Raw genomic sequence first — 26,074 nt, 5'->3', positions numbered from 1 at the left:
CAGACCTGTCACAGGGCCCCCGGCCACCGGCGCCGTCACAGCGAGTACACGGCCGGTGGCGCTAGCGCGGGGCGGCTCGTGGGGATACTGCGGGGCTCTGCCCGACCGGTCGTACGACACCCCGTCCATGGGCCAGAATGAGCGGGTGCCTTCCCTGTTGCTGATCGAGGACGACGACGCCATCCGTACGGCCCTGGAGCTCTCACTGACGCGCCAGGGGCACCGTGTGGCCACCGCTGCCAGCGGCGAGGACGGTCTGAAGCTGCTGCGCGAGCAGCGGCCGGACCTGATCGTGCTGGACGTGATGCTGCCCGGTATCGACGGGTTCGAGGTGTGCCGGCGCATCCGGCGCACGGACCAGTTGCCGATCATCCTGCTGACCGCGCGCAGCGACGACATCGACGTGGTGGTCGGCCTGGAGTCCGGCGCCGACGACTATGTGGTCAAGCCGGTCCAGGGCCGGGTCCTGGACGCCCGGATCCGGGCCGTGCTGCGCCGCGGCGAGCGCGAGTCCAGCGACTCGGCGACCTTCGGCAGCCTGGTGATCGACCGCTCGGCGATGACCGTGACGAAGAACGGCGAGGACCTCCAGCTCACCCCGACCGAGCTGCGGCTGCTCCTGGAGCTGAGCCGGCGGCCCGGCCAGGCGCTGTCCCGCCAGCAGTTGCTGCGGCTGGTGTGGGAACACGACTACCTGGGCGACTCCCGCCTGGTCGACGCGTGTGTGCAGCGGCTGCGCGCGAAGGTGGAGGACGTCCCCTCGTCCCCGACCCTGATCCGTACCGTCCGCGGTGTCGGCTACCGCCTGGACACTCCTCAGTGAGCGATACGCGAGGGGGGCTGCGCGGCTGGTCCGCGGGCCGCAGGGGAGGTCTGTCCCGGCTCAGGTTCACCAGCCTCAGGCTGCGGCTCGTGGTCGTCTTCGGGCTGGTCGCCCTCACCGCCGCGGTGTCGGCGTCGGGCATCGCCTACTGGCTCAACCGCGAGGCGGTGCTCACCCGCGCCCAGGACGCGGTGCTGCGCGACTTCCGCCAGGAGATGCAGAACCGCGCGGGCGCGCTGCCGGCCCATCCCACCCAGGACGAACTCCAGCGCACCGCCGGGCAGATGGCGGCCAGCAGCGAGAGCTTCAGCGTGCTCCTGGTCGGCCAGGACGCGGGCGGCAAGACGGTGTACGGCAACTCGGGCGGCATCAACGGGTTCTCCCTGGAGGACGTGCCCGCGCCGCTGCGGACGGCGGTGGGCCGGAAGCAGGAGATCAGCGACACCAACAAGCAGCCGTACCACCTGTACTGGCAGCGGGTGGTGGAGCACGGCACGCCGTATCTGGTCGCCGGTACGCGGGTGATCGGCGGCGGTCCGACCGGCTACATGGAGAAGTCCCTCGAGCCGGAGGCGAAGGATCTCGACTCGCTGGCCTGGTCGTTGGGCATCGCCACCGGTCTCGCACTGATCGGCGCCGCGCTGCTGGCGCAGGCCGCCGCCACGACCGTGCTGAAGCCGGTGCACCGCCTCGGCGTCGCCGCCCGGCGGCTCGGCGAGGGCAGGCTGGACACCCGGCTGCGCGTGTCGGGGACGGACGAACTCGCCGATCTCTCCCGGACGTTCAACAACGCGGCGGAGGCGCTGGAGAAGCGCGTCGCGGAGATGGCCGCGCGGGACGACGCCTCCCGGCGCTTCGTCGCGGACATGAGCCATGAGCTGCGTACGCCGCTGACCGCCATCACCGCCGTCACGGAGGTGCTGGAGGAGGAGCTGGACTCGGACGCGGGCAGCATGGACCCGATGATCGAGCCCGCGGTCCGGCTGGTCGTCAGCGAGACGCGCCGGCTGAACAACCTGGTGGAGAACCTCATGGAGGTCACCCGCTTCGACGCGGGCACCGCCCGGCTGGTCCTGGACGACGTCGACGTCGCCGACCAGATCACCGCCTGCATCGACGCCCGCGCCTGGCTGGACGCGGTGGAGCTGGACGCCGAGCGCGGCATCCACGCCCGCCTCGATCCGCGCCGCCTCGACGTGATCCTCGCCAACCTGATCGGCAACGCCCTCAAGCACGGCGGCTCGCCGGTACGGGTCTCGGTGCGCGAGGCATCCGACTCGGTGGTCATCCGGGTCCGCGACCACGGGCCCGGCATCCCCGAGGACGTCCTCCCGCACGTCTTCGACCGCTTCTACAAGGCCAGCGCCTCCCGCCCCCGCTCGGAGGGCAGCGGTCTGGGCCTGTCCATCGCGATGGAGAACGCGCACATCCACGGCGGCGAGATCACCGCAGCCAACTCCCCTGAAGGCGGCGCGGTGTTCACCCTCCGATTGCCACGGGACGCGTCGGAACTGACGGAGGAACCGGACGGGAACGGCGGGAACGGCGAGAAGAAGGCGAACGGCGGCACGGCGCAGGGGAAGGAGGGGTGATGACGACGACGGTACGACGGCCACGGCACGGGCACCGCTGGCTGGCCCTGCCCCTCCTGGGCGTCCTGCTCACCGGCTGCGGGATCCGCGCCACGCAGGTGCCGACCGACTTCGGGCCGGCGCCTTCGCGGGTGCCCTGCTCGCTGACGGGCCCGGACCGGGCGGCGCAGCAGGGCGTGCCCGTGCAGGTCTTCCTGCTGTGCGGTGCGTCGCTGGTGACCGTGGACCGCACGGTACGGGTCCCCGAGGGCACGCCCGACGCCCGCCGCCGGGTGATGGTGGCCCAGGGCCTGCTGGACCAGTTGGCCGCGGCCCCCTCGTCGGCGGAGCGGTCCGCGGGCTACACCACGTACGTGCCGGGCGGCCTGACCGTCTCCGGTCCCGCCCCGCACGACCCCGAGGACACGCTCCGGCTGAGCACCGCCCCCTCCCGCCTCCCCGCCGCCGGGCTGGCCCAGGTGGTCTGCACCCTCTCCGACTCCGCCGCGACGCAGGGCGACGGCTCGGTCATCCTGGGCGGCCCCGCCCCCTCGCACCTGCGCCGCTACGGCTGCACGGACGACGTCCGCAACCACCCGGTCACGACGGCACCACCGGCGAGCGAGGTACCGGAGGAGACGGAATAGCGATCCGCCGGGGCCCCGAGGAGCCGTACGCCCCTGCTGTACGCCTCTCCCGCGGGCCTCTGCCGCGGTCCCCTGCCGTCGGCCCGGTGGTCGCGCCGGTGAACGTCCGGGCGATCGCTGTGCCGGTGTTCGATCAGGACGTGCCCGCCCGGTGAACGGCGGCGCCGCCCGCTTCTCCGGACCGGTCGTCCGGACGTTCGAGGGCCGCCTCCTGCCCGATCCGGAACCGATCGCGCGCGCCCGCGCGTCTTGGGGGGCGTGCAGGGTCAAGGGGACTTCGGCGGCATCGCCGCCATCCGCGTCCGGACGGCAGGGGGCATCCTCCTCCTCGCCCACCTCATCTTCGTCGGCTGGCTGATGCTGCGGCCGCTGGACGTCCCCTGGGTGACGCCACCGAACCTGCACCCCCTGGCCGGTATCCGCGCCGACCTGGCGCTGGGGTGGCCGGGCGCGGTGAAGCCGCTCGGCGAGGGGCTCGCGCTGCTCGCGCCGCTCGGAGTGCTGCTGCCGATGGCCCACGGGCGGCTGACCGTCTCCCCGCTGGCCTCGCTGCTGCGCACCGCCGCCGCGGCCAGCCTGGTCTCGCTCGGTATCGCCCTGCTCCAGACCGGGGTGCCCGGCCGGGTGGTGGACGTCGACTCGCTGTTGCTGAACACGGCCGGGGCGATCCTGGCCCATCTGCTCGTCGTGCCCGCGGCCCGTGCGCGTCTGCGCAGGTGGGAGCGGCTGCGCGAGCGGCTGGAGGCGGAACCGCCCCTCTTCCAGGAGGGGCTTTCTCAGGGGCGTACCCCGACGATTCCCAGGGTCGGAATCGCTCCCTAGAGTGACGCTTCGTCCCCTTCGTGTCCGTATCGTCGTAGACAGCTGATCGCGTCGACCGACGACCGCGACGACCGCGACGACCACGGAGGATGCGTCATGACCGCCCTTGCCCGACCCACCCACGGCCGCATGATCGGCGGAGTGTGCGCGGGGCTGGCCCGCCGCTTCGGCACCTCCGCGACGACGATGCGCGTGATCTTCGTGCTGTCCTGCCTGCTGCCGGGCCCCCAGTTCCTGCTCTACATAGCCCTGTGGATCCTGCTGCCGTCCGAGGACAAGGCCCGCGCCACCGGCTGGTGACACTGGCCGATGACTCCGGCGGCCCCGGCGACGCACCACGCCGCCGGGGCGCCCCGGTCGGATCCGGAACGCCCCGGCGGAGGACGTGTCGGAGGACGGCGTCGGCCGAAGGGCCGGGTCAGCCGAGCGGGACCCCGTTGACGCCCATGCCGTGCGTGGGCAGGCCCGTGCTGCCGAGCGGCAGTCCGCCGAGCAGCCCGGTCGGCCCCTGCGCGAGCACCCGCTGTACGGCGGGCTTCGCGGCGCTCACTCCGGAGGCGACGGCGCCCTGCCCCTGGGTGAGCGACCCGACGGCCCCCGGCAGCGCCTTGGTGACCTGCGTGGCGTCGGGCGCGGCGGGAGCCGCGTTGGCGGCGCCGGCACCGACGGCGGCGAAGGCGGCGCCGAGGGCGGCGACACCGAGGGTCTTGACGGCAGACTGCTTCATGGTGAATGCGTCCTTGAATGCGGAGACGGAAAACTTCAGGAGCGGTCCACGACCGTAAACGCGCCGCACCCGGACCCGCAAACACCGAAATGCGGACGCCTCGTGAAACCGCGTCCGCATTCCGCACCGAGAGTGACGGCGGCTTACCTCTCGGCCTCCGCAGAAGGGCTGGTGGGGGCGGTGGACCCAAACAACCATTCGGATTTCAGCTCGGCATATCCGGGCTTGATGACGTCATTGATCATCGCAAGGCGTTCATCGAAAGGAATGAACGCTGATTTCATCCCATTGACAGAGAACCATTGGAGGTCGTCGAGCGTGTACCCGAACGCGTCGACAAGATGCTCGAACTCCTGGCTCATGCTGGTGTGCGACATAAGCCGATTGTCGGTATTAACCGTGGCCCGGAACAGAAGCGTGCGCAGCAGGCCGATCGGATGCTCGGCGTAGGAGGGCGCGGCCCCCGTCTGGAGGTTGGAGCTGGGGCACAGCTCCAGCGGGATCCGCTTGTCCCGGACGTACGACGCGAGCCGCCCGAGCCGCACCGATCCATCGGGGCGCACCTCGATGTCGTCGATGATCCGCACCCCGTGCCCGAGCCGGTCGGCGCCGCACCATTGCAACGCCTGCCAGATGGAGGGCAGTCCGAAGGCTTCTCCGGCGTGGATGGTGAAGTGGTTGTTCTCGCGCTTGAGGTACTCGAAGGCGTCCAGGTGCCGGGTGGGCGGGTGCCCGGCCTCGGCGCCGGCGATGTCGAAGCCGACGACGCCGGAGTCCCGGTAGTGGTTGGCGAGTTCGGCGATCTCCAGGGAGCGGGCCGCGTGCCGCATCGCGGTGAGCAGGGCGCCGACCCGGATCCGGTGGCCGTTCTCCCGAGCGAGCCGCTCACCCTGCCGGAAGCCCTCGTTGACGGCCTCGACGACCTCCTCCAGGGCCAGCCCCTGCTCCAGGTGCTGCTCGGGGGCGTACCGCACCTCGGCGTAGACCACCCCGTCCTCGGCGAGGTCCTCGGCGCACTCGCGGGCGACCCGGACCAGCGCCTCGCGGGTCTGCATCACGCCGACGGTGTGCCGGAAGGTCTCCAGATAGCGTTCCAGCGACCCGGAGTCGGCGGCTTCGCGGAACCAGATCCCGAGCTTGGCGGGGTCGGTCTCGGGGAGCTCCGCGTACCCGGACGCACGGGCGAGTTCGACGACGGTGGCGGGCCGGAGCCCGCCGTCGAGATGATCGTGCAGCAGAACCTTGGGCGCCCGGCGGATCTGGTCCGGCGTCGGCACGCGCCCCGGCACGTTCGCCGGGACGGTCCCCTTCGGTGCAGTCTGGCTCGTCATTTCCGCACTGTAACGCCTACGCGCGTAGAAATCGCTGGGTCCGTACCCGGACATGGCGGGACGATTTCCGTCCGCTTCTCCGTCTCCTTTGCGCCGAGACCCAACGGTGACCGCCGGTACGGGTTTCGTATACCGCGGCTTCTGACACTGTTCTGTCATGGGACAGCAATCGACGCCGGTCCGGACGGCCGGGCTGGGCAGGGTGGTCGGGCCGGGACCGGAATCGGTGTGCGGGGCGGTGCTGTTGCTGCCCGGCGGGGAGGAGGTCTCCGCACGCAGGCCGTTCCCGGTGGGGCCGGCGGTGTTCGTGCGCTCGCTGGGCCGGCGGTTCGCCCGCGCGGCGAAGGGCGAGGGGCTGGCCGTACACACCGTCCGCTACCGCTACCGCGGTTGGAACGGCAGCGAGGCGCATCTGGCGGCCGACGCCGAGTGGGCGGCCGACGAGATCGTGCGGCGGTACGGAGATGTGCCGGTGTGCCTGGTCGGCGTCGGGATGGGCGGCCGGGCGGCGCTGCGGGCGGGCGGGCACGAGGCCGTCAACTCGGTGGTGGCGCTGGCGCCTTGGCTGCCCGAGGAGGATGTGGCCGCGCCCGCCGAGCCGGTGAAGCAGCTGGTGGGGCGGCGGGTGCTGATCGTGCACGGCACGAACGACGAGCGCAGTGATCCGGAGCTGTCGTTCCGGCTCGCGGCGCGGGCGAAGAAGGTGAACCGGGAGGTGTGCCGGTTCGAGGTGCACTCGGACGGGCACCGGCTGGGCGGCCACCGGGACGAAGTGGAGTGCCTGGCCGCCGACTTCGTGCGCGGCGCGCTGTTCGGGCACCCGTTCTCCCGGCCGGTCGAGGACGCGCTGGCGGCGCCCCCGCCGATCGGGCTGCGGATGCCGCTGGCGGTGGGGTTCGGCAAGTCGCTGCGGCAGCGCTGAGCCACCCGGTCCGCAAGGGGGGTTCAGGAAGGGAGCAGGTTTCCCCGCCTGGACAGCAGGAACTTCTTGAAGGCGGCGACCGGCGGGGTGTCCGGGCGGTCGGCCGGCCAGGCGACGCCGATCTCGCGGACGGCGCGCGGCGCGGTGACGGTCAGTTCCACCACCCCCGGCCTCGGCACCGTGGGCGGCGGCAGCAGCGCGACCCCGAGACCGGCCGCGACCAGGCCCCGCAGCGTCTCGGCCTCCTCCCCCTCGAAGGCGATCCGGGGCGCGAACCCGGCCTCGCGGCACAGGGCGTCGGTGATGCGCCGCAGGCCGTAACCGGGCTCCAGGGTCACGAAGTTCTCCTCGGCCGCCTCGGCCAGCCGGATCCGGCGGCGGGCCGCGAGCCGGTGGTCGGCGGGGACGACGAGACGCAGCTTCTGCTCGTCCAGGCGGCGGGCGACGAGGTCGGGGGCGTCCGGGACGGGCGAGGTCAGACAGAGGTCCAGGCGGCCGGCGCGCATGCCCTCCAGCATGGCCTCGCCGTAGTTCTGGACCAGGCTGAAGCGGATGCGCGGGTGCTCGGCGCGGAAGGCCCCGAGCAGTCCGGGCACGGTCTCGGCGCCCATGGTGTGCAGAAACCCGAAGGCGACCTTGCCGGTGGCGGGGTCGGCGTCGGCGCGGACCTCCTCGGCGGCGCGTTCCACCTCGCCGAGGGCGCGTTCGACGGAGGCGAGGAAGGTGCGGCCGGCGGTGGTGAGGACGAGGGTGCGGCCGCGGCGGGCGAACAGCTCCACACCGAGGTCCTGCTCCAGGCGGGCCATCGCGCGGGAGAGGGTGGACTGCGGGACGTTCAGCTCCTGAGCAGCGCGGGTGACGTGCTCGTTGCGGGCCACCCCGGCGAAGTAGGCGAGGCGGGGCGCGAGCAACAGCGCCATGTCTTCTGTGTCACTGGACGGTGACAGCCACTTCGGTGACCTCTGCTGATGCTCCATGGGAACGATTATGGCGATTCCATGCATTGGACGGATGAGAGGGACGTCCTTACGGTCGAAGCATGTCTCCCGCCAGTACCGGGGCGTCCACCACCCTGGACGCCGCGTCCCCTGTCAGCACCACCTCCTCCACCGACTCCCGGCTGACGCCTGGCGGCCCCGGCTACCGCCGGATGAGCTTCGCCCTCTTCCTCGCCGGGGTCGCGACCTTCGCCCTGCTGTACTCCACCCAGGCCCTGCTGCCGCTGATCTCCGACGACTTCGGGGTCGCGGCGAGCGAGGCGAGCTGGACGGTGGCGGCCGCGACCGGCGGGCTCGCGCTGTTCGTGCTGCCGATGAGCGCCCTGTCGGAGCGCTTCGGGCGGCGCACGGTGATGACGGCCTCGCTCGCGGTCGCCGTGGCCGTCGGCCTGCTGGTGCCCTTCGCCCCGTCGATCGGCGCGCTGGTCGCGCTGCGCGCGGTGCAGGGCGCGGCCCTCGCCGGGCTGCCGGCCTCGGCGCAGGCGTATCTGGCCGAGGAGGTGCGCCCGCGGGCGCTGGTCACCGCGATCGGCCTGTTCGTCGCGGGCAACAGCGTCGGCGGGATGAGCGGCCGAGTGATCACCGGCTGGGTGGCGCAGATGTGGGGCTGGCGGGTGTCGGTCGGCGTGATCGGGGTGATCGCGGTCGGGTGCGCGGTGGCGTTCCGGCTGCTGCTGCCCGCGCCCCGGCACTTCACGGCGGGCTCGCTGCGTCCGCGCGTGCTGCTGGGCACGGTCCGCACCCACCTCTCCGACCCGCTGCTGCGCCGCCTGTACGCGATCGGCGCGCTGTTCATGACGGTGTTCGGGGGCGTGTACACGGTGATCGGCTACCGGCTGACGGGCGCGCCGTTCGGGCTGCCGCAGGGCATCGTGGGCTCGATCTTCCTGGTCTACCTGGTGGGCACGGTCTCGGCGTCCACGGCGGGCCGCCTGGTGGGCCGGCTCGGCCGCCGCGGCGCGCTGTACCTGGCGGGCGGCACGACGGCGGCGGGCCTGCTCCTCTCCCTCGCCTCCTTCCTCCCCCTCGTCCTGGTCGGCCTGGTGCTGATCACCGCGGGCTTCTTCGCGGGCCACGCGGTCGCCTCCTCGGCGGTCAGCAAGACCGCCACCCACGGCCGCGCCCAGGCCTCCGCGCTCTACCAGTCCGCCTACTACATCGGCTCCAGCGTCGGCAGCACGGTCGGCGCCCTCGCCTTCCACGCGAACGGCTGGCCGGGCACGGTGGCCGTCGGCCTGCTCGCCGTCCTGGGCGTCGTCACCATCACGGTGCTGGGCTCACGCGCGGCGCGCCGAGAGCCGGTCACGGCCTAGCGCCCCGCCGCGGATCAGCGCGTTCCCCCTGCTCGGGGCCGGTTGTCAGTGGGCGCGGATAGCGTCCGGGGCAACTGGGCCGTCGAGCGGGGGGTTTGCCGTATGGAGTTCCGGATCGCGCGCGGGGAGCTGGCCGAGGCGGTGGGCCGGGCGGCGCGGGCGCTGCCCGCGCGGACGCCGGTGCCGGTGCTGGGCGGGCTGCTGCTGACCGCCGGGGCCGGGCGGCTGACGGTGGCGGGGTACGACTTCGAGACCGCGGTCCGGGCGGAGACCGAGGCGGAGGTGAGCGCGCCGGGCCGGGTGCTGGTGCTCGGGCGGCGGCTGCTGGACATCTGCCGGGTGGTGCCGGAGGGGCCGGTGAGCTGCACGCTGGAGGGGTCGCGGTTCACCGTGACGGCGGACGGCACCCGGTTCGGGCTGTCGACGCTGCCGTGCGAGGAGTACCCGGCGCCGCCCGCGGCGCCGGCGGAGTACGGCACGGTGGACGCGGAGGCGCTGGCGGCGGCCGTCGGGCAGGTGGCGGTGGCGGCGGGGCGCGACGACACCCTGCCGGTGCTCACCGGGGTCCAGCTCCGGCTGGCCGGCGGGGAGCTGACCCTGTCGGCGTCGGACCGGTACCGCTATGCCGTACGCCGGCTGGAGTGGAAGCCGGGGCCCGGGGCGGCCGGGGAGCCGGTGGAGGTGCTGGTGCCCGCGCGGCGGCTGCTGGAGACGGCGCGGGGGCTCGCCCGCTGCGGCTCGGTGCGGGTGCTGCTGGATCCGGGGGCGGCGGGCGCGGGGACCGCCGGGTTCGAGGGCGGGGGCGTGCGGACGGTGCTGCGGCGGCTGGAGGGGCGGCTGCCGGGGTACGGCACCCTGTTCGCGCTGGCGGATGCCTCGGTCGCCGAGGTGGACACCGCGGCGCTTGCGGAGGCGGTGCGGCGGGTTGCGGTGGTGGCGGACGGGAACAGTCCGGTGCGGCTGGACTTCGTGGCCGCGCAGGGGGCGCTGCTGGTGCGGGCCGGGTACGGGGACGATGTGGCGGTGCAGCGGCTGCCGGCCGTGCTGCGGGGCGCGCCCGAGCTGACCGTGGCGTTCAACCCGGCGTATCTGGTGGACGCGGTGGCCTCCTTCGACTGCTCCCGGTTGCGATTCGAGATGCTCGGGGCGGGGCAGCGGGTGCTGCTGAGTGGTGCCGGGGCGGCAGATCATCAACATCTGCTCATGTCCGTGAAGCAACTGGTCTGATCCGGTCGCTTTCTTGCTCCGGCGGTCGTTGTCCGTGGGCTGCGGTAGCTTCCGGAGTGCCGGGGCGCGAAGGCGCGTACAGGACGGCCACAGGGGTGGGTGGGCGATGGGTGACACGGGGGCGGCGGGGATCGACGCCGCGCTGGAGGAACACCGGACCGAGCTGACCGGGTACTGCTACCGGATGCTCGGCTCGTCCTTCGAGGCGGAGGACGCGGTGCAGGACACCCTGGTGCGGGCCTGGCGCGGGCACCAGCGGTTCGAGGGGCGCTCCTCGCTGCGCTCGTGGCTGTACCGGATCGCGACGAACGTGTGCCTGGACATGCTGGCGGCGGGCAGCAGGCGAGCCCGGCCGATGGATCTGACCGACGCGACCCCGCTCGCGCGGGCGGCGCTGTCCCCGCGCCCGGACCACACCTGGCTGGAGCCGGTGCCGGACGCGCGGGTGCTGCCCGCGGTGGCCGACCCGGCGGAGGCGGCGGTGGCCAAGGAATCGATCCGGCTGGCGTTCATGGCGGTGCTCCAGCGGCTGCCGCCCAAGCAGCGGGCGGTGCTGATCCTGCGCGAGGTGCTGGCGTGGAAGGCGAGCGAGGTGGCCGAGCTGCTGGACACCTCGGTCGCCTCGGTCAACAGCGCGTTGCAGCGGGCGCGGGCCACCCTCGCCGAGCGGGCGGCGGCGGACGCGGGCGCCGGGGGCGAGGTGTCCGATCCGCTGGACGCGGAGCAGCGGAAGCTCCTGGAGCGCTATGTGCGGGCGTTCGAGGGGTACGACATGGCGGCGCTGACGGCGTTGCTGCACGAGGACGCGGTCATGACGATGCCGCCGTTCGACCTGTGGCTGCGCGGACCGGCCGACATCACCGGTTTCATGAGCACCATCGGCGCGTCCTGCGCCGCATCCCGGCTGGTGCCGGTGCGGGCCAACGGGCTGCCCGCCTTCGCGCACTACAAGCCGGACCCGGAGAACGGCGGGTTCGGCCCCTGGGCGGTGCAGGTGCTGGAGCTGTCAGAGGGCCGGATCACCGGTTTCCACTGCTTCCTCGACACCCGGCGCTGGTTCCCCCTCTTCGGGCTGCCCCTCCGCCTGGAAGCGGAGTCCGGCGAGGGTGAGGAGCGCGAGTAGCTCGGGCGCGGGGGCGCGCAGCCGGATCCGGCCGCCGCAGCGGCGGGCGGCCAGTGCGAGACGGGCCAGCAGATCCACGTGGGCGAGGCCCGGCGGCCCGAACGCGGCCGTGTCGCAGACGACGAGGCGCCCGCCCGCGCCGGCGCGCGCCAGCGCGGACCGTACGGCGTCGCAGAGCGCCGGTACCCCGTCGCGCTCAACGGTCTGGGGCAGCACCAGCACAGGGGGTTCCTCGGCGTCCACGACAGGGTAGACGGCCGCCGCGAGCACAACTCATCGCACCGCCACCGGCATCACACACGTCACATTGACCAATTCCTCCCCCACCTTGGAGGGTTGAGGCCGTGACGGGGGTACTGAGCGGGTTCGCGGTGATCGCGATCGTCATCGGGGTGGGCTACGTACTGGGGCGGCGCGGAACGCTCGGACCGCAGGGCATGGAGGTGCTGACCCGGCTGGCGTTCACGGTGGCGGGTCCCGCGCTGCTGTTCACCACCCTGGCCAAGGCCGACCTGTCGGCGCTGTTCTCCGCCCGCCTGCTGGTGACGGCGCTGAGCACGGCGGCGGTCTCGGCGGCCTTCGTGGCGGCGGGGGTGGTACGCCGGTGGGGTGTGGGCCGTACGACGATCGGCGCGCTGTGCTCCGGTTACGTCAACTCGGGCAACCTCGGCATCCCCATCGCGGCGTACGTGCTGGGCGACGCCTCCCTCGTGGCGCCGGTGCTCCTCTTCCAGGTCGTCCTGGTCACGCCGGTCGCGCTCACCGTCCTCGACCTGTCCGGCACGGACGAGAAGGGCACGCTCGGGCGGCGGCTGCTGACCCCGCTGCGCAATCCGATCGCGGTGGGCTCGCTGTCCGGGGTGGTGGTCGCGGCGATGGGCTGGAAGCCGCCCGGCCCGGTGCTGGACCCGCTCACCCTGATCGGCGGCATGTCCGTCCCCGCGGCGCTGCTGGCGTTCGGCATGTCCCTGCACGGCAGCGCAGCGCCCTGGCGCGGCCGGGACCGTCGACTCGTCCTGCTCTCCGTGGCGTTGAAGTCCCTGGGGCAGCCGCTGATCGCCTGGGCCCTCGCCACCTCCCTCTTCGGCCTGCACGGCGCCCCCCTCCTCGACGTCGTCGTCACCTCCGCCCTCCCGGCCGCCCAGAACCTCTTCACCTACGCCAGCCGCTACCGCGTCGCCCAGTCCCTGGCCCGCGAGTCGATCCTCCTGTCGACGGTGGTGTCGGTGCCGGTGCTGGTGGGGGTGGCCGCGCTCCTGGGGTGATCCGCCCGGCCGGCGGATGAATCCCGTCCATGAGCCCGTCGGACACGCCGAACGGGACCGGCCAGTTCCGCCGGTCCCGTTCATCCGTACGAGGAAACCGCAGGTCAGGCGATGCGTTCCAGCACGACCGGCGTCGCCGTGAAGGACGTGCCCTCGGGGGCGATGTCGTAGGAGCCGGACACCGCCTCCAGGGCGTAGTCGAAACGCTCGGGGGTGTCCGTGTGGAGGGTCAGCAGGGGCTGGCCCGCGGTGACGGTGTCACCCGGCTTGGCGTGCAGTTCGATGCCCGCGGCGGCCTGCACCGGGTCCTCCTTGCGGGCGCGGCCGGCGCCGAGGCGCCAGGCGCCGATGCCGATGTCGTAGGCGTCCAGACGGGTCAGGACACCCGAGGACGCAGCGGTGACCACGTGCTGCTCGCGGGAGGTGGGCAGCGGCGCGTCCGGGTCGCCGCCCTGGGCCGCGATCATCCGGCGCCAGGCGTCCATCGCCGAGCCGTCGGCCAGCGCCTTCGCCGGGTCCGCGTCCTTCAGGCCCGCCGCGTCCAGCATCTCCCGCGCCAGCGCGAGGGTCAGCTCGACCACGTCCGCCGGGCCGCCGCCCGCGAGGACCTCCACCGACTCGCGGACCTCCAGCGCGTTGCCCGCGGTGAGGCCGAGCGGGGTGGACATGTCGGTGAGGAGGGCGACCGTACGCACCCCGTGGTCCGTGCCCAGGCCGACCATCGTGGAGGCCAGTTCGCGGGCGTCGGCCAGGTTCTTCATGAACGCGCCGGTGCCCACCTTCACGTCCAGCACCAGCGAGCCCGTGCCCTCGGCGATCTTCTTGGACATGATCGAGGAGGCGATCAGCGGGATCGCCTCGACCGTGGCGGTGACATCGCGCAGGGCGTACAGCTTCTTGTCCGCGGGAGCCAGGCCGTCGCCCGCCGCGCAGATCACCGCGCCGACGCCGTCGAGCACGCTCAGCATCTCCTCGTTGGAGAGCAGCGCGCGCCAGCCGGGGATGGACTCCAGCTTGTCCAGGGTGCCGCCGGTGTGGCCGAGACCCCGGCCGGACAGCTGCGGCACGGCCGCGCCGCAGGCCGCGACCAGCGGGGCCAGCGGCAGGGTGATCTTGTCGCCGACGCCGCCGGTGGAGTGCTTGTCGGCGGTCGGGCGGGACAGCGTGGAGAAGTCCATGCGCTCGCCCGAGGCGATCATGGCCGCCGTCCAGCGGGCGATCTCGCGCCGGTTCATGCCGTTGAGCAGGATCGCCATGGCGAGCGCGGACATCTGCTCGTCGGCGACCTCGCCGCGGGTGTACGCGTCGATGACCCAGTCGATCTGCGCGTCGGTCAGCTCGCCGCGGTCCCGCTTGGTGCGGATGACGGAGATGGCGTCCATGGCCATGGCTGGTGGCTTCCTTCCGGGAGGTGCAAGGAGTACGGCCCCCCTGCGCGCGGGCGCGGCAGGAGGGCCGTACGGGAGTTACTTGGTGAGATGGTCCGGGCCGAAGGCCTGGGGCAGCATCTCGGACAGCGGCAGGACGCCCGCGGGGGTGTCCAGGAGGAGCTCCGGGCCGCCGAACTCGTACAGCAGCTGACGGCAGCGCCCGCACGGCACGAGCAGCGAGCCCTGGCCGTCCACACAGGTGAAGTGCGTCAGGCGGCCCCCGCCGGTGCGCTGGAGCTGCGACACCAGGCCGCACTCGGCGCACAGGCCCAGGCCGTACGAAGCGTTCTCGACATTGCAGCCGGTGACGGTGCGGCCGTCGTCGACCAGGGCCGCCACGCCGACCGGGTAGCCGGAGTAGGGGGCGTAGGCGTGCGCCATCGCCTCCCGTGCCTCGGCGCGCAGCGCCTCCCAGTCGAATCCGGCCGCGTTCTCGGTCACTTGCCCTGGCCCTTCCGGTACCGCATGCCGTCCGCCTTCGGCATCCGCAGGCGCTGCGCGGACAGCGACAGCACCAGCAGCGTGACGACGTACGGCGTGGCGCCCACGAAGTCGCTCGGCACCTCGTCGGTGAACAGGTACCAGACCAGGACGACCGCCGCCACGACCAGGCTGATCGCGCCGTGCCACGCGGCCTTGCGGTACACCTTCCAGGCGGCCAGGGCGACGAGCAGCACGACCAGCAGGAGCAGCAGCGCGTGCACGGTCGTACCGCCGTTGCGCAGCTGGAGGGCGTCGGAGTAGCCGAACAGGCCCGCGCCCATGGCGAGGCCGCCGGGACGCCAGTTGCCGAAGATCATCGCGGCGAGGCCGATGTAGCCGCGGCCGCCGGTCTGGTCCTCCAGGTAGGTGTGCGAGGTGACCAGCGCGAGGAAGGCGCCGCCGAGGCCGGCCAGACCGCCGGACGCGGCCACGGCCGCGTACTTGTACGTGTAGACGTTGACGCCGAGCGACTCCGCCGCGACCGGGTTCTCGCCGCAGGAGCGCAGCCGCAGCCCGAAGGGGGTGCGCCACAGCAGCCACCAGCTGCCCACGAACAGCACCGCGGCCAGCACGGTCACCACGGACAGGTGGGTGACCAGGCCGCCGAGGATGCCGGCCAGGTCGGAGACCAGGAACCAGTGGTGCTGCTCCAGCGACTGGAGGCCGTCGGACAGACCCGGAACGGTGACGTCCGGCAGGGCGTCCACGGGCGGGGACTGCTTGGGGTTGCCGCCCGCGTTGGACGCGGCGCCGCCGGTGAAGCTCAGCTTGGCGAGGTACTGGGTGGCACCGAGCGCGAGCAGGTTGAGCGCGACACCGGAGACGATGTGGTCGACGCCGAAGGTGATGGTGGCGACCGCGTGCACCAGGCCGCCGAGGACGCCGAAGCCGATACCGCACAGCAGGCCGAGCCAGGGGCTGGTCTGCCAGCCAGCCCAGCCGGCGCCGAAGGTGCCGAGGATCATCATGCCCTCGAGGCCGATGTTGACCACGCCGGCCCGCTCCGACCACAGGCCGGCCAGACCGGCGAGGCCGATCGGCACGGCGAGCCCGAGGGCGGCGCTGACCTGGCCCGCGGAGTCCAGGTCCTGGGAGCCGGTGATCACCCGGACCGCGGCCAGGAGCAGCAGCGCGCCCGCGACGAGCACCAGGATCTGGCCGAGCGAGCGGCTCGAACCCTTGGGCGCGGCGGCGCCCGGAGCCTTGGGCGCCGCCGGCGGCGGCGCGTCGGTCATCGTGGCAGTCATCACGCCACCTCCAGCTTCTTCTTCGGGGCGGCGGCGGCCTGGGCGGCGAGTTCGGCGCCGACCTTCTGCTGCTGGCGCTTGAGGCCGTAGCGGCGTACGACCTCGTAGGCGATCACGACGCACAGGACGATGACGCCCTGGATCACGCCGAGGATCTCCTTGTCGTAGCCCTGGAACTCCAGGTGGTTGGTGGTGCGCTCCAGGAAGCCCCACAGCAGGGCGCCGAGCGCGATGCCGATCGGGTTGTTGCGGCCGAGCAGCGCGATGGCGATGCCGGTGAAGGCGATGCCGGTCGGGAAGTCGCTGCTGTACTGGTAGCTCTCGTTGAGCAGGGTCGGCATGCCGATCAGACCGGCCGCCGCACCCGAGATGATCATGCTGGTGACGACCATCTTCTTCACCGAGACACCGCTCGCGGTGGCCGCGCTCTCGGACTGGCCGACGGTGCGCAGGTCGTAGCCGAAGCGGGTACGGCCGAGGACGAACCAGTAGGCGACGCCGACGATCGCGGCGACGACGATGAAGCCGTCCAGATCGCCGCCCGGACCGGTGTTGATCAGGAAGAAGTGCGAGGCCGACGGGAGCGGCTTGGTGGCGACGACGGTGCCGCCCTGGTAGAGCTGGGCCAGCTTTCCGGGCTGGAGCAGGTAGCCGATGATCGCGGTGGCGATCGAGTTCAGCATGATCGTGGAGATGACCTCGCTGACGCCGCGGGTCACCTTGAGCACACCGGCGATGGCCGCCCACACCGCGCCTGTCGCCATCGCGCAGATGAGGATGAGCAGCATGGAGAGCCAGCCCGGCAGGGTCAGCGCCCCGCCGAGGACGGCGGCGAAGAACGCGGCGAGCCGGTACTGGCCGTCGACACCGATGTTGAACAGGTTCATCCGGAAGCCGATGGCCACCGAGATGCCCGCGAGGTAGTACGTGGACGCCTTGTTGAGGATGTAGACCTGGCTGTCGCTGGCGAAGCCGTAGGTCATCATGTCGCTGAAGGCGGGGCCGGGGTTCTTGCCGGTCGCGAGGATCACCAGGGCGGTGATGACGAGCGCGGCGACGATCGCGAGCAGCGGCGCCGCGATCCCGAGGAGCAGCCGCTCCCTGTCGATCCGTGAGGTCAGCTTGTTCATCGGGCGTCGTCCTCTGCGTGCTCCAGGTGGCCGGTGGCCGCACCCGTCATGGCGGAGCCCAGCTCCTCGGGGGTGATGGTGGCGGGGTCGGCGTCGGCGACCAGGCGGCCGCGGTACATCACCCGCAGGGTGTCGGACAGGCCGATCAGCTCGTCCAGGTCGGCGGAGATCAGCAGCACGGCCAGGCCCTCGCGGCGGGCCTCGCGGATGTGGTCCCAGATGGCCGCCTGCGCGCCGACGTCCACACCGCGCGTGGGGTGGGCGGCGATCAGCAGCTTGGGGGCGTGGCTCATCTCGCGGCCGACGATCAGCTTCTGCTGGTTGCCGCCGGACAGCGAGGCCGCGGTGACGTCGATGCCGGGGGTGCGGACGTCGTACGACGCCACGATCCGCTCGGTGTCGGCGCGGGCGCCCTTGGTGTCCAGCAGGCCGCCGCGGGAGTTGGGCTTCTCCGTGACGTGGCCGAGGATGCGGTTCTCCCACAGCGGGGCTTCCAGCAGCAGGCCGTGGCGGTGGCGGTCCTCGGGGATGTAGCCGATGCCGGCCTCGCGGCGCTGCCGGGTGGCGCGCCGCGAGATGTCGGTGCCGTCGAGGGTGATCGTCCCGGCCTCCGGGTCGCGCATCCCCATGATGGCCTCGACCAGCTCGGACTGGCCGTTGCCCTCCACGCCGGCGATGCCGAGGATCTCCCCCTTGTGGATGGTCAGGGAGATCTGGTCGAGGATGACGCGCTCGACGCCGTCGAGGTCGGTCTGGCTCAGGTGCAGACCCTCGATGGTGAGCATCGGGATGTCGGTGACCGTGGACTCCTCGGTCACCGGGGTGGGCAGCTCGCTGCCGACCATCATCTCGGCGAGCTGGCGGGGGGTGGTGGAGGCCGGCTCGGCGGTGCCGACCGTCGTACCGCGCCGGATGACGGTGATCTCGTCGGCGACGGACAGCACCTCGCCCAGCTTGTGGGAGATGAAGATGACCGTGAGGCCCTCGGCCTTCAGCTCGCGCAGGTTGTCGAAGAGGGCGTCGACCTCCTGGGGCACGAGCACGGCGGTCGGCTCGTCGAGGATGAGCGTCCTGGCGCCGCGGTAGAGGACCTTGAGGATCTCCACCCGCTGGCGGTCGGCGACGCCCAGCTCCTCGACGAGGACGTCGGGGCGCACGTTCAGGCCGTACGCGTCGGAGATCTCCCGGATCTTCGCGCGGGCCTTGCCGCCGATGCCGTGGAGCTTCTCCGCGCCGAGGACGACGTTCTCCAGGACGGTGAGGTTGTCGGCGAGCATGAAGTGCTGGTGCACCATGCCGATGCCGCGGGCGATCGCGTCGGCGGGGTTGTGCAGGACGACCTGCTCGCCGTCGATCGTGATGGTGCCCTCGTCCGGCTGCTGCATGCCGTAGAGGATCTTCATCAGGGTGGACTTGCCGGCGCCGTTCTCACCGCACAGGGCATGGACGGTGCCCTTGGCGACGGTGATGTCGATGTCGCGGTTGGCGACGACGCCGGGGAAGCGCTTGGTGATGCCGCGCAGTTCGACGGCAGCGGGAGGGCTGGACGCGTTGATGGCGCACTCTCCTCGGGGAAAGGGGCTGCGTAAGGGGAGGGAGGGCAGGCGTCGGCGACGCTAGCGCGGCAACTCGTAGCTACACGCGTAGAGTTGACACATTGTTATGGCCCGGCGAGGGGAGCGCGAACGGCCCCCCGCGCCGAGCCGGGGTCCGGCCGGGCCGGACCCTTACCTGTCACTCGGGTGGGATCAAGGGGTGGTCTTGACCTTGATCTTGCCGTCGACGATCTTCTGCTTCGCGGCGTCCAGCTTGGGCTGGATGTCCTTCAGGTAGCCACCGCTGGTGGCCAGGGAGACACCGCCCTTGGCGAGGGAGTACACGTTGTTGCCGGCGAGCGGCTTGCCGTTCTTGACGGACTGGATGAAGTCGAAGACACCGACGTCGACGTTCTTGACCATGGAGGTCAGGATCGAGCTCTTGTACTTCGCCATGCCCGGAATGTTGTACTGGTCCGAGTCCACGCCGATCGCCCAGGCGCCCTTGACGCCGTTCACGGCCTCGATCGCGCCGGTGCCGGAGGAGCCGGCCGCGGTGTAGATGACGTCGGTGCCGTTGTCGAGCATGCCCTGCGCGGCCTGCTGGCCCTTGTCCGGGCTGGAGAAGCCGGAGGTGTCCTGGCCGTGGGTCAGGTACTGGACGTCGACCTTCACCTTGGGGTTGGTGTCGTGCACGCCCTGCACGTAACCGGCCTCGAACTTCTTGATCAGCGGGGTGTCGACACCGCCGATGAAGCCGACGTGGTTCTTCTTGGTCTTCAGCGCGGCGGCGACACCGGCGAGGTAGGAGCCCTGCTCCTCGGTGAACGTGATGCTGTTGACGTTCTTGCCGTCCACGACCGAGTCGACGATGCCGAAGGAGGTCTTCGGGAACTGCTTGGCGACCTGCTGCACGGCGGGCGCGTAGGTGTAACCCACGGCGATGATCGGGCTGTAGCCGGCCTGGGCCAGGTCGGTGAGGCGCTGCACCCGGTCGGCGGGGGTGTCCGAGGTCTTCGCGGTCAGCTCCTTGATGGAGCCGCCGAACTGCTTCTCGGCCTTGTCGGCACCGCGCGCGGCGGAGTCGTTGAAGGACCGGTCACCACGGCCGCCGACGTCGTAGGCGAGACCGATCTTGATGCCGCCCTTGGCGCCGCCCGAGGGGGTCGAGCCGGCGTCGTCGGAGGACGTCTTGCCACACGCGGTGGCGGAAAGGGCGAGTGCTGCGGTGGCGAGACACGCAGCGGAAAGCTTGGCTACCCGGCGCACGGGAAGGCTCCTTCACCTGACCTGAGCGCCATGTCGGCGCTTGAGCCGAACACCCCGGCGGCGACGGCTTCGCGGCATCGTAACGCGCGTAGATGTCGCAAAAAACCCTCTCTCGAAGCCGTTATCGATTCGAGGCAAACAGCGTCTGAACACCTTCTCCGAGTCCTCCCACGGGGCTGTTGCGCCCAGCGAACGATTGGCTTGCGGGAGTGTTGCGCGAGGAAGGGGGAGAGGCTAGGGGCGGCCGGGTGCGGCGCCGGTGGGAGGGGGTGGGTACGGCGCCGGAGGTGCGGTGGGGCGGGGCGGCGGGCGTCACCGGGAGAAGCCCCCGAGCCCCCGCTCCCCCGCCCCTCGGGCGCCGTCAGCCGTCGTTCTCCTCCAGGAAGGCCGCGGCCGTGAACATCTCCACGCCGACCGTGATGGCGTCCTCGTCGGCGTCGAAGTCGCCCTGGTGCAGATCGCGCACGGTGCGCTCGCCGGGGCGGCGCACACCGAGCCGGGCCATGGCGCCGGGCACGTGCTCCAGGTACCAGGAGAAGTCCTCGCCGCCGAGGCTCTGCTCGGTGCCCTCCACGGCGTCCCGGCCCCGGCGGGCGGCCATCGCGCGGCGCAGCAGATCGGCGGAGCCCTTGTCGTTGACGACGGGGGGCACCCCTCGCACGTAGTTGATCTCGGACTTGGCCCGGTGCATGGTGGCGACCTCGTCGATGGCCGCGTGCACGATGTCGGGCGCCTGCCGCCACGCCTCCAGGTCCAGGCAGCGCACGGTGCCGGCCAGCTCGGCGTGCTGGGGTACGACGTTCGGGGCGTGGCCCGACTCGATACGGCCCCAGGTGAGGGCGAGGCCGACGCGGGTGTCGACGCGGCGGGCGATCAGCGCGGGGACGTCGACGGCGACGCGGGCGGCGGCGGTGACCAGGTCGGTGGTCAGGTGCGGGCGCGCGGTGTGGCCGCCGGGTCCGTCCAGGAGGACCTCCAGCCGGTCGCAGGCGCTGGTGATGGGGCCGTGCCGCAGTCCGATGCGGCCGGCGTCGACGCGGGGGTCGCAGTGCACGGCGAGGATCCGCCCGACCCCGTTGAGCACGCCGTCCTCGATGGCGCTGAGGGCACCGCCGGGCAGCACTTCCTCGGCGGGCTGGAAGATCAGCCGTACGGGGCGGCTGAGCAGCCCCTTCTCGTGCAGGTCGGCGAGGACGAGGCCGGTGCCGAGCACGACGGTGGTGTGCATGTCGTGTCCGCAGGCGTGCGCGCGGTCGGGCACGGTGGAGCGGTACGGGCAGTCACTCTTCGTGTCCGGGATCGGCAGGGCGTCGATGTCGGCACGCAGCGCGAGCAGCGGTACGCCGGGCCGCTCCCCCTCTTTCAGGCCGATGTCGCACACGAGTCCGGTTCCGGTGGCGAGGACGCGGGGGCGCAGCCCGGCCTTCTCCAGCCGCTCCTTGATCGCGGCGGTGGTACGGAACTCCTGGTTGCCCAGCTCGGGGTGCATGTGCAAGTCGCGTCGGAACGCGACCAGTTCGGCGTGCAGGGACTCGCTCAGCACGCCGGGGAGCGCATCCCCCGCGAGGCCGGACTCGGACTCTAGGGACATCAATTGCTTCACCCTCTGAAGGGTAGGACGCCCGGCTGGCCAACTGCCCCTGTATCAACAAAAGTTCAGCCCGTTAGGGGAAGAAAATCCGACCGCTGGACGCATGACTGTGGACTGTGATGGGTAAAACCACTTTTCTCTTCTTCCACGCATACCACGCCTCGGCCGGGTCACGCTCGTCATGTCCACGAACCGGACCTCCACTCGGCCCACAACCATCAGGTTCGTCCCCACCCGAGACGCGGACGACCCGCGCCTGCCACGACGCGCCCGCCAGGGCCCCCGCGACGCGCCCCCCTCCAGCCTCTCCCGCCCACCGCACCGGCCTTTGATCCCCACCGCAGCGAACCCCGGCCCCAACTCCGCTGCGAGACAGGCTCGGTGACCTTCCCGAACATCCCCACCACCTCCGTCGGCGGCACCCTCGCCTGCCGGACCGAGCACCCCGACGAGCCCGCGCTCATCCTGGCCGTCCGAACGCAACCCGCCCCGCCAACGAGGCATGTGCATCAGCTTGCCGGAACGGCAGACGCGCGCTGGACCCCCATCGTAAACTTTTGGCAGTCAGTTTCCTGGGGGGAGACCACATGGTACGGACGAAGACGTTCGTATGTCTGGCAAATTCTCGTAAGCTTTCAGGCCGGTGCGTGGCGGGCATAGTCAACGACGGATCAGCAGAATGGGTACGCCCGGTCAGCGCCCGCCCGACCCGCGAAGTCTCAGCCCATGAAAGGCAGTATAGAGACGGGACGGACCCGAGCGTCCTCGATGTCGTCTCGGTGCCGCTTCTTCGACCCCAGCCGCGCGACTTCCAGACTGAGAACTGGATTCTTGCGTCAGATTATTACTGGAAGAAAACTGGCAGGGTCGGGTGGAGGGAATTGCTGAGCCTGGAGCAGCGCCCCAGTTCACTGTGGATCAACGGGTCCAGCACCTATCACGGAGAAAACGATCGCATACCGGCCGAAGAAGCGGCGACTTTGCCGGACTCACTCAAGCTGATACGCGTCACCGGTCTGATGTTACAAGTGCATACGACCGGAGCGATGTTCGGAGAACAGAGGAGAGCCCTGCGCGCCCACTTCTCCTACAGGAGACATGCACATATACTGTCGGTAACCGATCCAGAATACGAGCTAAAATATTTCGAGAGGCGGGAAGGTCTTTACAAACTGGGCGAGTCCTTCCTCACGGTGAGTCTCGGCGAACCATATAATGGCTACGCCTACAAGTTAGTAGCGGCCATTATCGAGCGAGCAAAGATCTCAACAGGCAGCAGGCGATGACACCTCATACAGTATTCACTGTCGGCCACTCCACGCACAGCGCGTCCGGGTTCCTGAGCCTGCTGCACAAGCACGGGATCACGGCGGTCGCCGATGTGCGGTCGATGCCCGTCAGTCGATTCACGCCCCAGTTCAACCGATACGCTGTGGAGCGCATGCTGTCCGATGCCGATATCAAGTACGTATTCCTGGGAAAGGAACTGGGCGCGCGCACCGAAGACCTCACGTGCTATGTCGACGGACGGGTCCGGTATGACCTTCTCGCCCGGACCTCGGATTTCGTCAGCGGCATCGAACGACTGCAGAATGGTGCGCAGAGCGAGCAAATCGCCGTCATGTGCACGGAGCAGGAACCACTCGACTGCCATCGTTGCGTGCTCGTTTCGCGGGTCCTCGAAAAGTACGGAATCTCCGTCAAACACATCCATGGCGACGGGCACGTCGAAGATCACGAATCGACAATGCGACGCCTCATGACTAATTTCGGACTGGATCAGGAGGATCTGTTCCGAACTGCGGACGAGCGCCTCCAAGAAGCTCTCGACCGTCAGGAGAAACGCATCGCGTATGTCAATGAGGAGCTTCGCACCGGCGGGGAATCAGGACGATGAAGCTCTACACCATCGGGTTCACGAAGAAGTCGGCTGAAAAGTTTTTCGGGCTCTTGCGTGACGCCGGAGTGGCAACGCTTGTCGATGTTCGGCTCAACAACGTCTCACAGCTTTCTGGTTTCGCAAAGCGTGACGACCTCAGGTACTTCCTAAGCGAACTCTGCGGTGTGCAGTACACCCATCGCACCGAGCTGGCCCCGACTCAGGAGATGCTCGACGCCTACAAGAAACGGGGCATTGGCTGGGCGGCCTACGAAGTCAACTTCCTGGAATTGATGAGGGAGCGTCAGGTCGAAGGCGCCGTCCGGCAGGAAACGCTTGCCAATGCAGTCCTGCTTTGCAGCGAGGACAGTCCACGGAATTGCCACCGCCGGTTGGTCGCGGAGTATCTCGCACAGCAGTGGGGCGATGTCACCATCGAACACCTGGCGTGAACGGCGGTTACGCCAGGCTCACCGACGGCAGGCGGTGGACGTCGCGGGCGGTTCCGGTCACGTCCGACAGGAAGTCCCGCGCGCGGGGGGAGGCGGTTTCGGTGAGCCAGGCCGGATCGATGTCGCACACCGCGACGCGGACGCCGGTGCCGGCCAGGGCCAGCGGGAGGGTGTGGACGACGGTGGAGGGGAAGCTGAGGATCGTACGGCCGATGGGGCCGCGGCGGGCGATCAGTTCCAGGGGGAGATCGGGGCGGACGATCTCCAGGCCCGTCTCCTTGGCCAGTTGGTGGAGTTTCCCGGTGCTCTCGCGGCGGTGGGCGAAGTAGCGGGTGGTGCCGTGCGCCTTGGCCAGGGTGCGGACGGCCTCCAGGTAGGAGTCGCCGTCGACCACGCCCGTCTCCACCAGGGACGTGCCCACCATGTCGGCGCCCTTGGTGATGCGCGGCGGGCCGAACCGGGTCCGGGTCCAGGAGAAGTCGTTGGCGGTGACCGTGACGCCCTCCGGGATCTCGTGCACCGGCATGGAGGAGAAGACCTCCACCCGGCGGCGCGCACTGGGGGTCAGCCGGCGGCGGGCCGAGGAGGAGACCGGCGCGAAGACCAGGTCGCGGGGGCCGGGGCGGCCGCCCTTGCGGTGCCAGCGCACCAGGCGTTCCCCGCGGGCGAGTTGGGCGATGAACTCCATCGTGGCGGTGCCGTCGTCCACCACCACCAGGTCCCGCGCCCGTGTGATGGTCAGCAGCAGCTGGACGTAGCGGGAGAAGGGGTCGCCCATCACCACGCGGTCGGCGCGGCGCAGCAGTCCCGCGAGGCCGCCGATGGTGGCGAACGGCGCGGCCGGGCCGCCGCGGGCCTCCTCCCAGCGCACCCGGTGGCCCTCGTCCCGCGCCAGGTCGGCCATCCGGCGCAGCTGGCCTCGGGTCATGGGGTCGGTCGGGGCGAGGACGACGAGCGTGAGGTCCGCGCACACCGGGGGCGGCGCCTGGCCGGCCGGCGTCCGCCGTACCTGCGCGGGTACGGAGGGGAGCGGGGCCGGCACCGGAGCCGGGCCCGGCTCCGGGGTCCCGCCCGGCGGTACGGCCGCGCCCCCCGGCGCCCCGCCCGGCGGAACGGGCACGCCCGCCGGCTCCCCGCTCCCCGGCCGGGAGCCGTCCGCCCGCCGGGAGCCGCCGCCCGGTCCCGGATCGGGGGCCGCGCCGCGCAGCCCGTGCAGGTGCGCCCACTCCAGGACGTTGAGCAGCTGGACCGGGCTCTCCACGAAGGCGAGCGTGCGGGTGGGGTGGCCGGTGCGGCCGGTGCGGGGGCTCATCGGGGTGCGACCGTCCCGTCGTCAGTGACCTGGATTCACACCGTGACCGGCTCGCCGGCCGCGGCCGCGATCTCCGCCTCGGCGACGACGCCGGTGATGCGGCGCAGCTTCTTCATCGGGCCCAGCTCGGAGTCGTAGACCTTCTTGACGCCGTCGCCGAGGGAGGCCTCGATGGTGCGGATGTCGCGCACCAGGCGGGTGAGGCCCTGCGGCTCGACGGAGGCGGCCTGGTCGGAGCCCCACATGGCGCGGTCGAGGGTGATGTGGCGCTCGACGAAGGTGGCGCCGAGGGCGACGGCGGCCAGCGTGGTCTGCAGGCCCGTCTCGTGGCCGGAGTAGCCGATCGGGACGTTCGGGAACTCCTTCTCCAGCGTGTTGATCACGCGGAGGTTCAGCTCCTCGGCCTTCGCCGGGTAGGTCGAGGTGGCGTGGCACATCAGGATGTTGTCCGAGCCGAGGACCTCGACCGCGTGGCGGATCTGCTTCGGGGTGGACATGCCGGTGGAGAGGATGACGGAGCGGCCGGTGGCGCGCAGAGCGCGCAGCAGCTCGTCGTCGGTCAGGGAGGCGCTCGCCACCTTGTGGGCGGGCACGTCGAACTTCTCCAGGAAGGCGACGGCCTCGGTGTCCCACGGGGAGGCGAACCAGTCGATCCCCTTCTCCTTGCAGTACTCGTCGATCCGGCGGTACTCGTCCTCGCCGAACTCCACGCGGTGGCGGTAGTCGATGTAGGTCATGCGGCCCCAGGGGGTGTCGCGCTCGATGTCCCACTGGTCGCGCGGGGTGCAGATCTCGGGGGTGCGCTTCTGGAACTTGACGGCGTCGCAGCCGGCCTCGGCGGCGGCGTCGATCAGCTTGAACGCGTTCTCCAGCTCACCGTTGTGGTTGATGCCGATCTCGCCGCAGATGTAGACGGGACGACCGGGGCCGACCTCGCGCGAACCGAACGTACGCAGACGGGAGTTGGTGCTCATCAG

Annotated in this window: 26 protein-coding genes; 13 read left to right on the top strand and 13 right to left on the bottom strand. The window is 71.3% G+C overall.

Going from position 1 to position 26,074, the window contains the following annotated elements; all coding sequences use genetic code 11:
- The first annotated feature begins 145 nt into the window (after positions 1-145).
- The 5 genes from afsQ1 to ACZ7EC_RS17830 all read left to right on the top strand — a co-directional run bounded on the left by afsQ1 (position 146) and on the right by ACZ7EC_RS17830 (position 4,163).
- Positions 146-823 carry a two-component system response regulator AfsQ1 gene (afsQ1, locus tag ACZ7EC_RS17850; protein WP_190012869.1) on the top strand — a complete coding sequence of 226 codons (678 nt, stop codon included), beginning with the start codon at positions 146-148 and terminating at the stop codon, positions 821-823.
- A complete protein-coding gene (locus tag ACZ7EC_RS17845) occupies positions 820-2,415 on the top strand; it encodes a sensor histidine kinase (protein ID WP_471063481.1) in 1,596 nt (531 codons plus the stop codon). The genes afsQ1 and ACZ7EC_RS17845 overlap by 4 nt, the downstream gene beginning before the upstream one ends.
- Positions 2,415-3,041: a hypothetical protein gene (locus ACZ7EC_RS17840; protein WP_471063479.1), complete on the top strand. Its 627-nt coding sequence runs from the start codon at positions 2,415-2,417 to the stop codon at positions 3,039-3,041. Before ACZ7EC_RS17845 ends, ACZ7EC_RS17840 begins: the two co-directional genes overlap by 1 nt.
- A gap of 258 nt (positions 3,042-3,299) precedes the next feature.
- Entirely contained in the window at positions 3,300-3,863 is a 564-nt protein-coding gene (locus ACZ7EC_RS17835) for a VanZ family protein (protein WP_471063477.1), read from the top strand.
- A gap of 96 nt (positions 3,864-3,959) precedes the next feature.
- The gene (locus tag ACZ7EC_RS17830; protein ID WP_397984350.1) at positions 3,960-4,163 is read left to right on the top strand and encodes a PspC domain-containing protein; all 204 of its coding nucleotides are present in this window, start codon (positions 3,960-3,962) and stop codon (positions 4,161-4,163) included.
- 118 nt (positions 4,164-4,281) lie between these two features.
- Here ACZ7EC_RS17830 and ACZ7EC_RS17825 read toward each other — a convergent pair whose 3' ends face one another.
- Complete coding sequence (locus tag ACZ7EC_RS17825) at positions 4,282-4,590, bottom strand: ATP-binding protein (protein ID WP_471063474.1); 309 nt, start codon at positions 4,588-4,590, stop codon at positions 4,282-4,284.
- Positions 4,591-4,733: 143 nt separating this feature from the next.
- The gene (locus ACZ7EC_RS17820) at positions 4,734-5,921 is read right to left on the bottom strand and encodes an adenosine deaminase (RefSeq protein WP_471063472.1); all 1,188 of its coding nucleotides are present in this window, start codon (positions 5,919-5,921) and stop codon (positions 4,734-4,736) included.
- 157 nt (positions 5,922-6,078) lie between these two features.
- On the opposite strand from ACZ7EC_RS17820, the gene ACZ7EC_RS17815 reads away from it, so the two are divergent.
- Positions 6,079-6,843, top strand: a complete 765-nt coding sequence (locus ACZ7EC_RS17815) for an alpha/beta hydrolase (protein ID WP_471063470.1) — start codon at positions 6,079-6,081, stop codon at positions 6,841-6,843.
- A gap of 23 nt (positions 6,844-6,866) precedes the next feature.
- On the opposite strand, the gene ACZ7EC_RS17810 is transcribed toward ACZ7EC_RS17815, so the two are convergent.
- A complete protein-coding gene (locus tag ACZ7EC_RS17810) occupies positions 6,867-7,820 on the bottom strand; it encodes a LysR family transcriptional regulator (RefSeq protein WP_471063469.1) in 954 nt (317 codons plus the stop codon).
- Positions 7,821-7,882: 62 nt separating this feature from the next.
- Here ACZ7EC_RS17810 and ACZ7EC_RS17805 point away from each other — a divergent pair, with 62 nt between their 5' ends.
- The 3 genes from ACZ7EC_RS17805 (at position 7,883) to ACZ7EC_RS17795 (ending at position 11,504) form a co-directional block, all read left to right on the top strand.
- The gene (locus ACZ7EC_RS17805; protein ID WP_471063467.1) at positions 7,883-9,154 is read left to right on the top strand and encodes an MFS transporter; all 1,272 of its coding nucleotides are present in this window, start codon (positions 7,883-7,885) and stop codon (positions 9,152-9,154) included.
- 102 nt (positions 9,155-9,256) lie between these two features.
- Complete coding sequence (gene dnaN, locus ACZ7EC_RS17800) at positions 9,257-10,381, top strand: DNA polymerase III subunit beta (protein WP_471063465.1); 1,125 nt, start codon at positions 9,257-9,259, stop codon at positions 10,379-10,381.
- Between the two features lie 106 nt (positions 10,382-10,487).
- Positions 10,488-11,504, top strand: coding sequence for a sigma-70 family RNA polymerase sigma factor (locus ACZ7EC_RS17795; protein ID WP_471063463.1), 1,017 nt, complete (start codon positions 10,488-10,490; stop codon positions 11,502-11,504).
- Here ACZ7EC_RS17795 and ACZ7EC_RS17790 read toward each other — a convergent pair.
- Positions 11,388-11,747 carry an STAS domain-containing protein gene (locus tag ACZ7EC_RS17790; RefSeq protein WP_471063461.1) on the bottom strand — a complete coding sequence of 120 codons (360 nt, stop codon included), beginning with the start codon at positions 11,745-11,747 and terminating at the stop codon, positions 11,388-11,390. The two genes, ACZ7EC_RS17795 and ACZ7EC_RS17790, sit on opposite strands and share 117 nt — an antisense overlap.
- A gap of 101 nt (positions 11,748-11,848) precedes the next feature.
- Between ACZ7EC_RS17790 and ACZ7EC_RS17785 the strand changes: the two genes are divergently transcribed.
- Positions 11,849-12,769 carry an AEC family transporter gene (locus ACZ7EC_RS17785; protein ID WP_471063459.1) on the top strand — a complete coding sequence of 307 codons (921 nt, stop codon included), beginning with the start codon at positions 11,849-11,851 and terminating at the stop codon, positions 12,767-12,769.
- 104 nt (positions 12,770-12,873) lie between these two features.
- Here the strand turns inward: ACZ7EC_RS17785 and ACZ7EC_RS17780 are convergent, their stop codons facing one another.
- From ACZ7EC_RS17780 to ACZ7EC_RS17750, 7 genes are all read right to left on the bottom strand, one after another.
- The gene (locus ACZ7EC_RS17780; protein ID WP_471063457.1) at positions 12,874-14,157 is read right to left on the bottom strand and encodes a thymidine phosphorylase; all 1,284 of its coding nucleotides are present in this window, start codon (positions 14,155-14,157) and stop codon (positions 12,874-12,876) included.
- A 78-nt stretch (positions 14,158-14,235) separates the two neighbouring features.
- A complete protein-coding gene (locus ACZ7EC_RS17775; RefSeq protein WP_471063455.1) occupies positions 14,236-14,640 on the bottom strand; it encodes a cytidine deaminase in 405 nt (134 codons plus the stop codon).
- Entirely contained in the window at positions 14,637-15,929 is a 1,293-nt protein-coding gene (locus tag ACZ7EC_RS17770; protein ID WP_471063453.1) for an ABC transporter permease, read from the bottom strand. Before ACZ7EC_RS17770 ends, ACZ7EC_RS17775 begins: the two co-directional genes overlap by 4 nt.
- On the bottom strand, positions 15,929-17,059 hold the full coding sequence (locus ACZ7EC_RS17765) for an ABC transporter permease (protein ID WP_471063451.1): 1,131 nt from the start codon (positions 17,057-17,059) through the stop codon (positions 15,929-15,931). Before ACZ7EC_RS17765 ends, ACZ7EC_RS17770 begins: the two co-directional genes overlap by 1 nt.
- The gene (locus ACZ7EC_RS17760) at positions 17,056-18,615 is read right to left on the bottom strand and encodes an ABC transporter ATP-binding protein (protein ID WP_471063638.1); all 1,560 of its coding nucleotides are present in this window, start codon (positions 18,613-18,615) and stop codon (positions 17,056-17,058) included. The genes ACZ7EC_RS17765 and ACZ7EC_RS17760 overlap by 4 nt, the downstream gene beginning before the upstream one ends.
- A gap of 192 nt (positions 18,616-18,807) precedes the next feature.
- Positions 18,808-19,863 carry a BMP family lipoprotein gene (locus tag ACZ7EC_RS17755; protein WP_471063449.1) on the bottom strand — a complete coding sequence of 352 codons (1,056 nt, stop codon included), beginning with the start codon at positions 19,861-19,863 and terminating at the stop codon, positions 18,808-18,810.
- 361 nt (positions 19,864-20,224) lie between these two features.
- Positions 20,225-21,454 (bottom strand): amidohydrolase, encoded by a 1,230-nt coding sequence (locus ACZ7EC_RS17750; RefSeq protein WP_471063447.1) that lies wholly within the window; start codon positions 21,452-21,454, stop codon positions 20,225-20,227.
- A gap of 587 nt (positions 21,455-22,041) precedes the next feature.
- On the opposite strand from ACZ7EC_RS17750, the gene ACZ7EC_RS17745 reads away from it, so the two are divergent.
- The 3 genes from ACZ7EC_RS17745 to ACZ7EC_RS17735 are packed head-to-tail and all read left to right on the top strand — an operon-like array spanning position 22,042 to position 23,785.
- The gene (locus ACZ7EC_RS17745) at positions 22,042-22,740 is read left to right on the top strand and encodes a dual OB domain-containing protein (RefSeq protein WP_471063444.1); all 699 of its coding nucleotides are present in this window, start codon (positions 22,042-22,044) and stop codon (positions 22,738-22,740) included.
- Entirely contained in the window at positions 22,737-23,351 is a 615-nt protein-coding gene (locus tag ACZ7EC_RS17740; RefSeq protein WP_471063442.1) for a DUF488 domain-containing protein, read from the top strand. The genes ACZ7EC_RS17745 and ACZ7EC_RS17740 overlap by 4 nt, the downstream gene beginning before the upstream one ends.
- Positions 23,348-23,785, top strand: coding sequence for a DUF488 domain-containing protein (locus ACZ7EC_RS17735; protein ID WP_471063440.1), 438 nt, complete (start codon positions 23,348-23,350; stop codon positions 23,783-23,785). The genes ACZ7EC_RS17740 and ACZ7EC_RS17735 overlap by 4 nt, the downstream gene beginning before the upstream one ends.
- Before the next feature lie 7 nt (positions 23,786-23,792).
- Here ACZ7EC_RS17735 and ACZ7EC_RS17730 read toward each other — a convergent pair whose 3' ends face one another.
- Positions 23,793-25,097: a hypothetical protein gene (locus ACZ7EC_RS17730; protein ID WP_471063438.1), complete on the bottom strand. Its 1,305-nt coding sequence runs from the start codon at positions 25,095-25,097 to the stop codon at positions 23,793-23,795.
- A 35-nt stretch (positions 25,098-25,132) separates the two neighbouring features.
- Positions 25,133-26,071 (bottom strand): N-acetylneuraminate synthase family protein, encoded by a 939-nt coding sequence (locus tag ACZ7EC_RS17725; protein WP_471063436.1) that lies wholly within the window; start codon positions 26,069-26,071, stop codon positions 25,133-25,135.
- Between the last annotated feature and the right edge of the window lie 3 nt (positions 26,072-26,074).

This window comes from Streptomyces sp. NPDC037203, assembly GCF_055605065.1.
The sequence above is the reverse complement of the archived record's forward strand: the minus strand, read 5'-3'. Positions and strand labels throughout refer to the sequence as shown.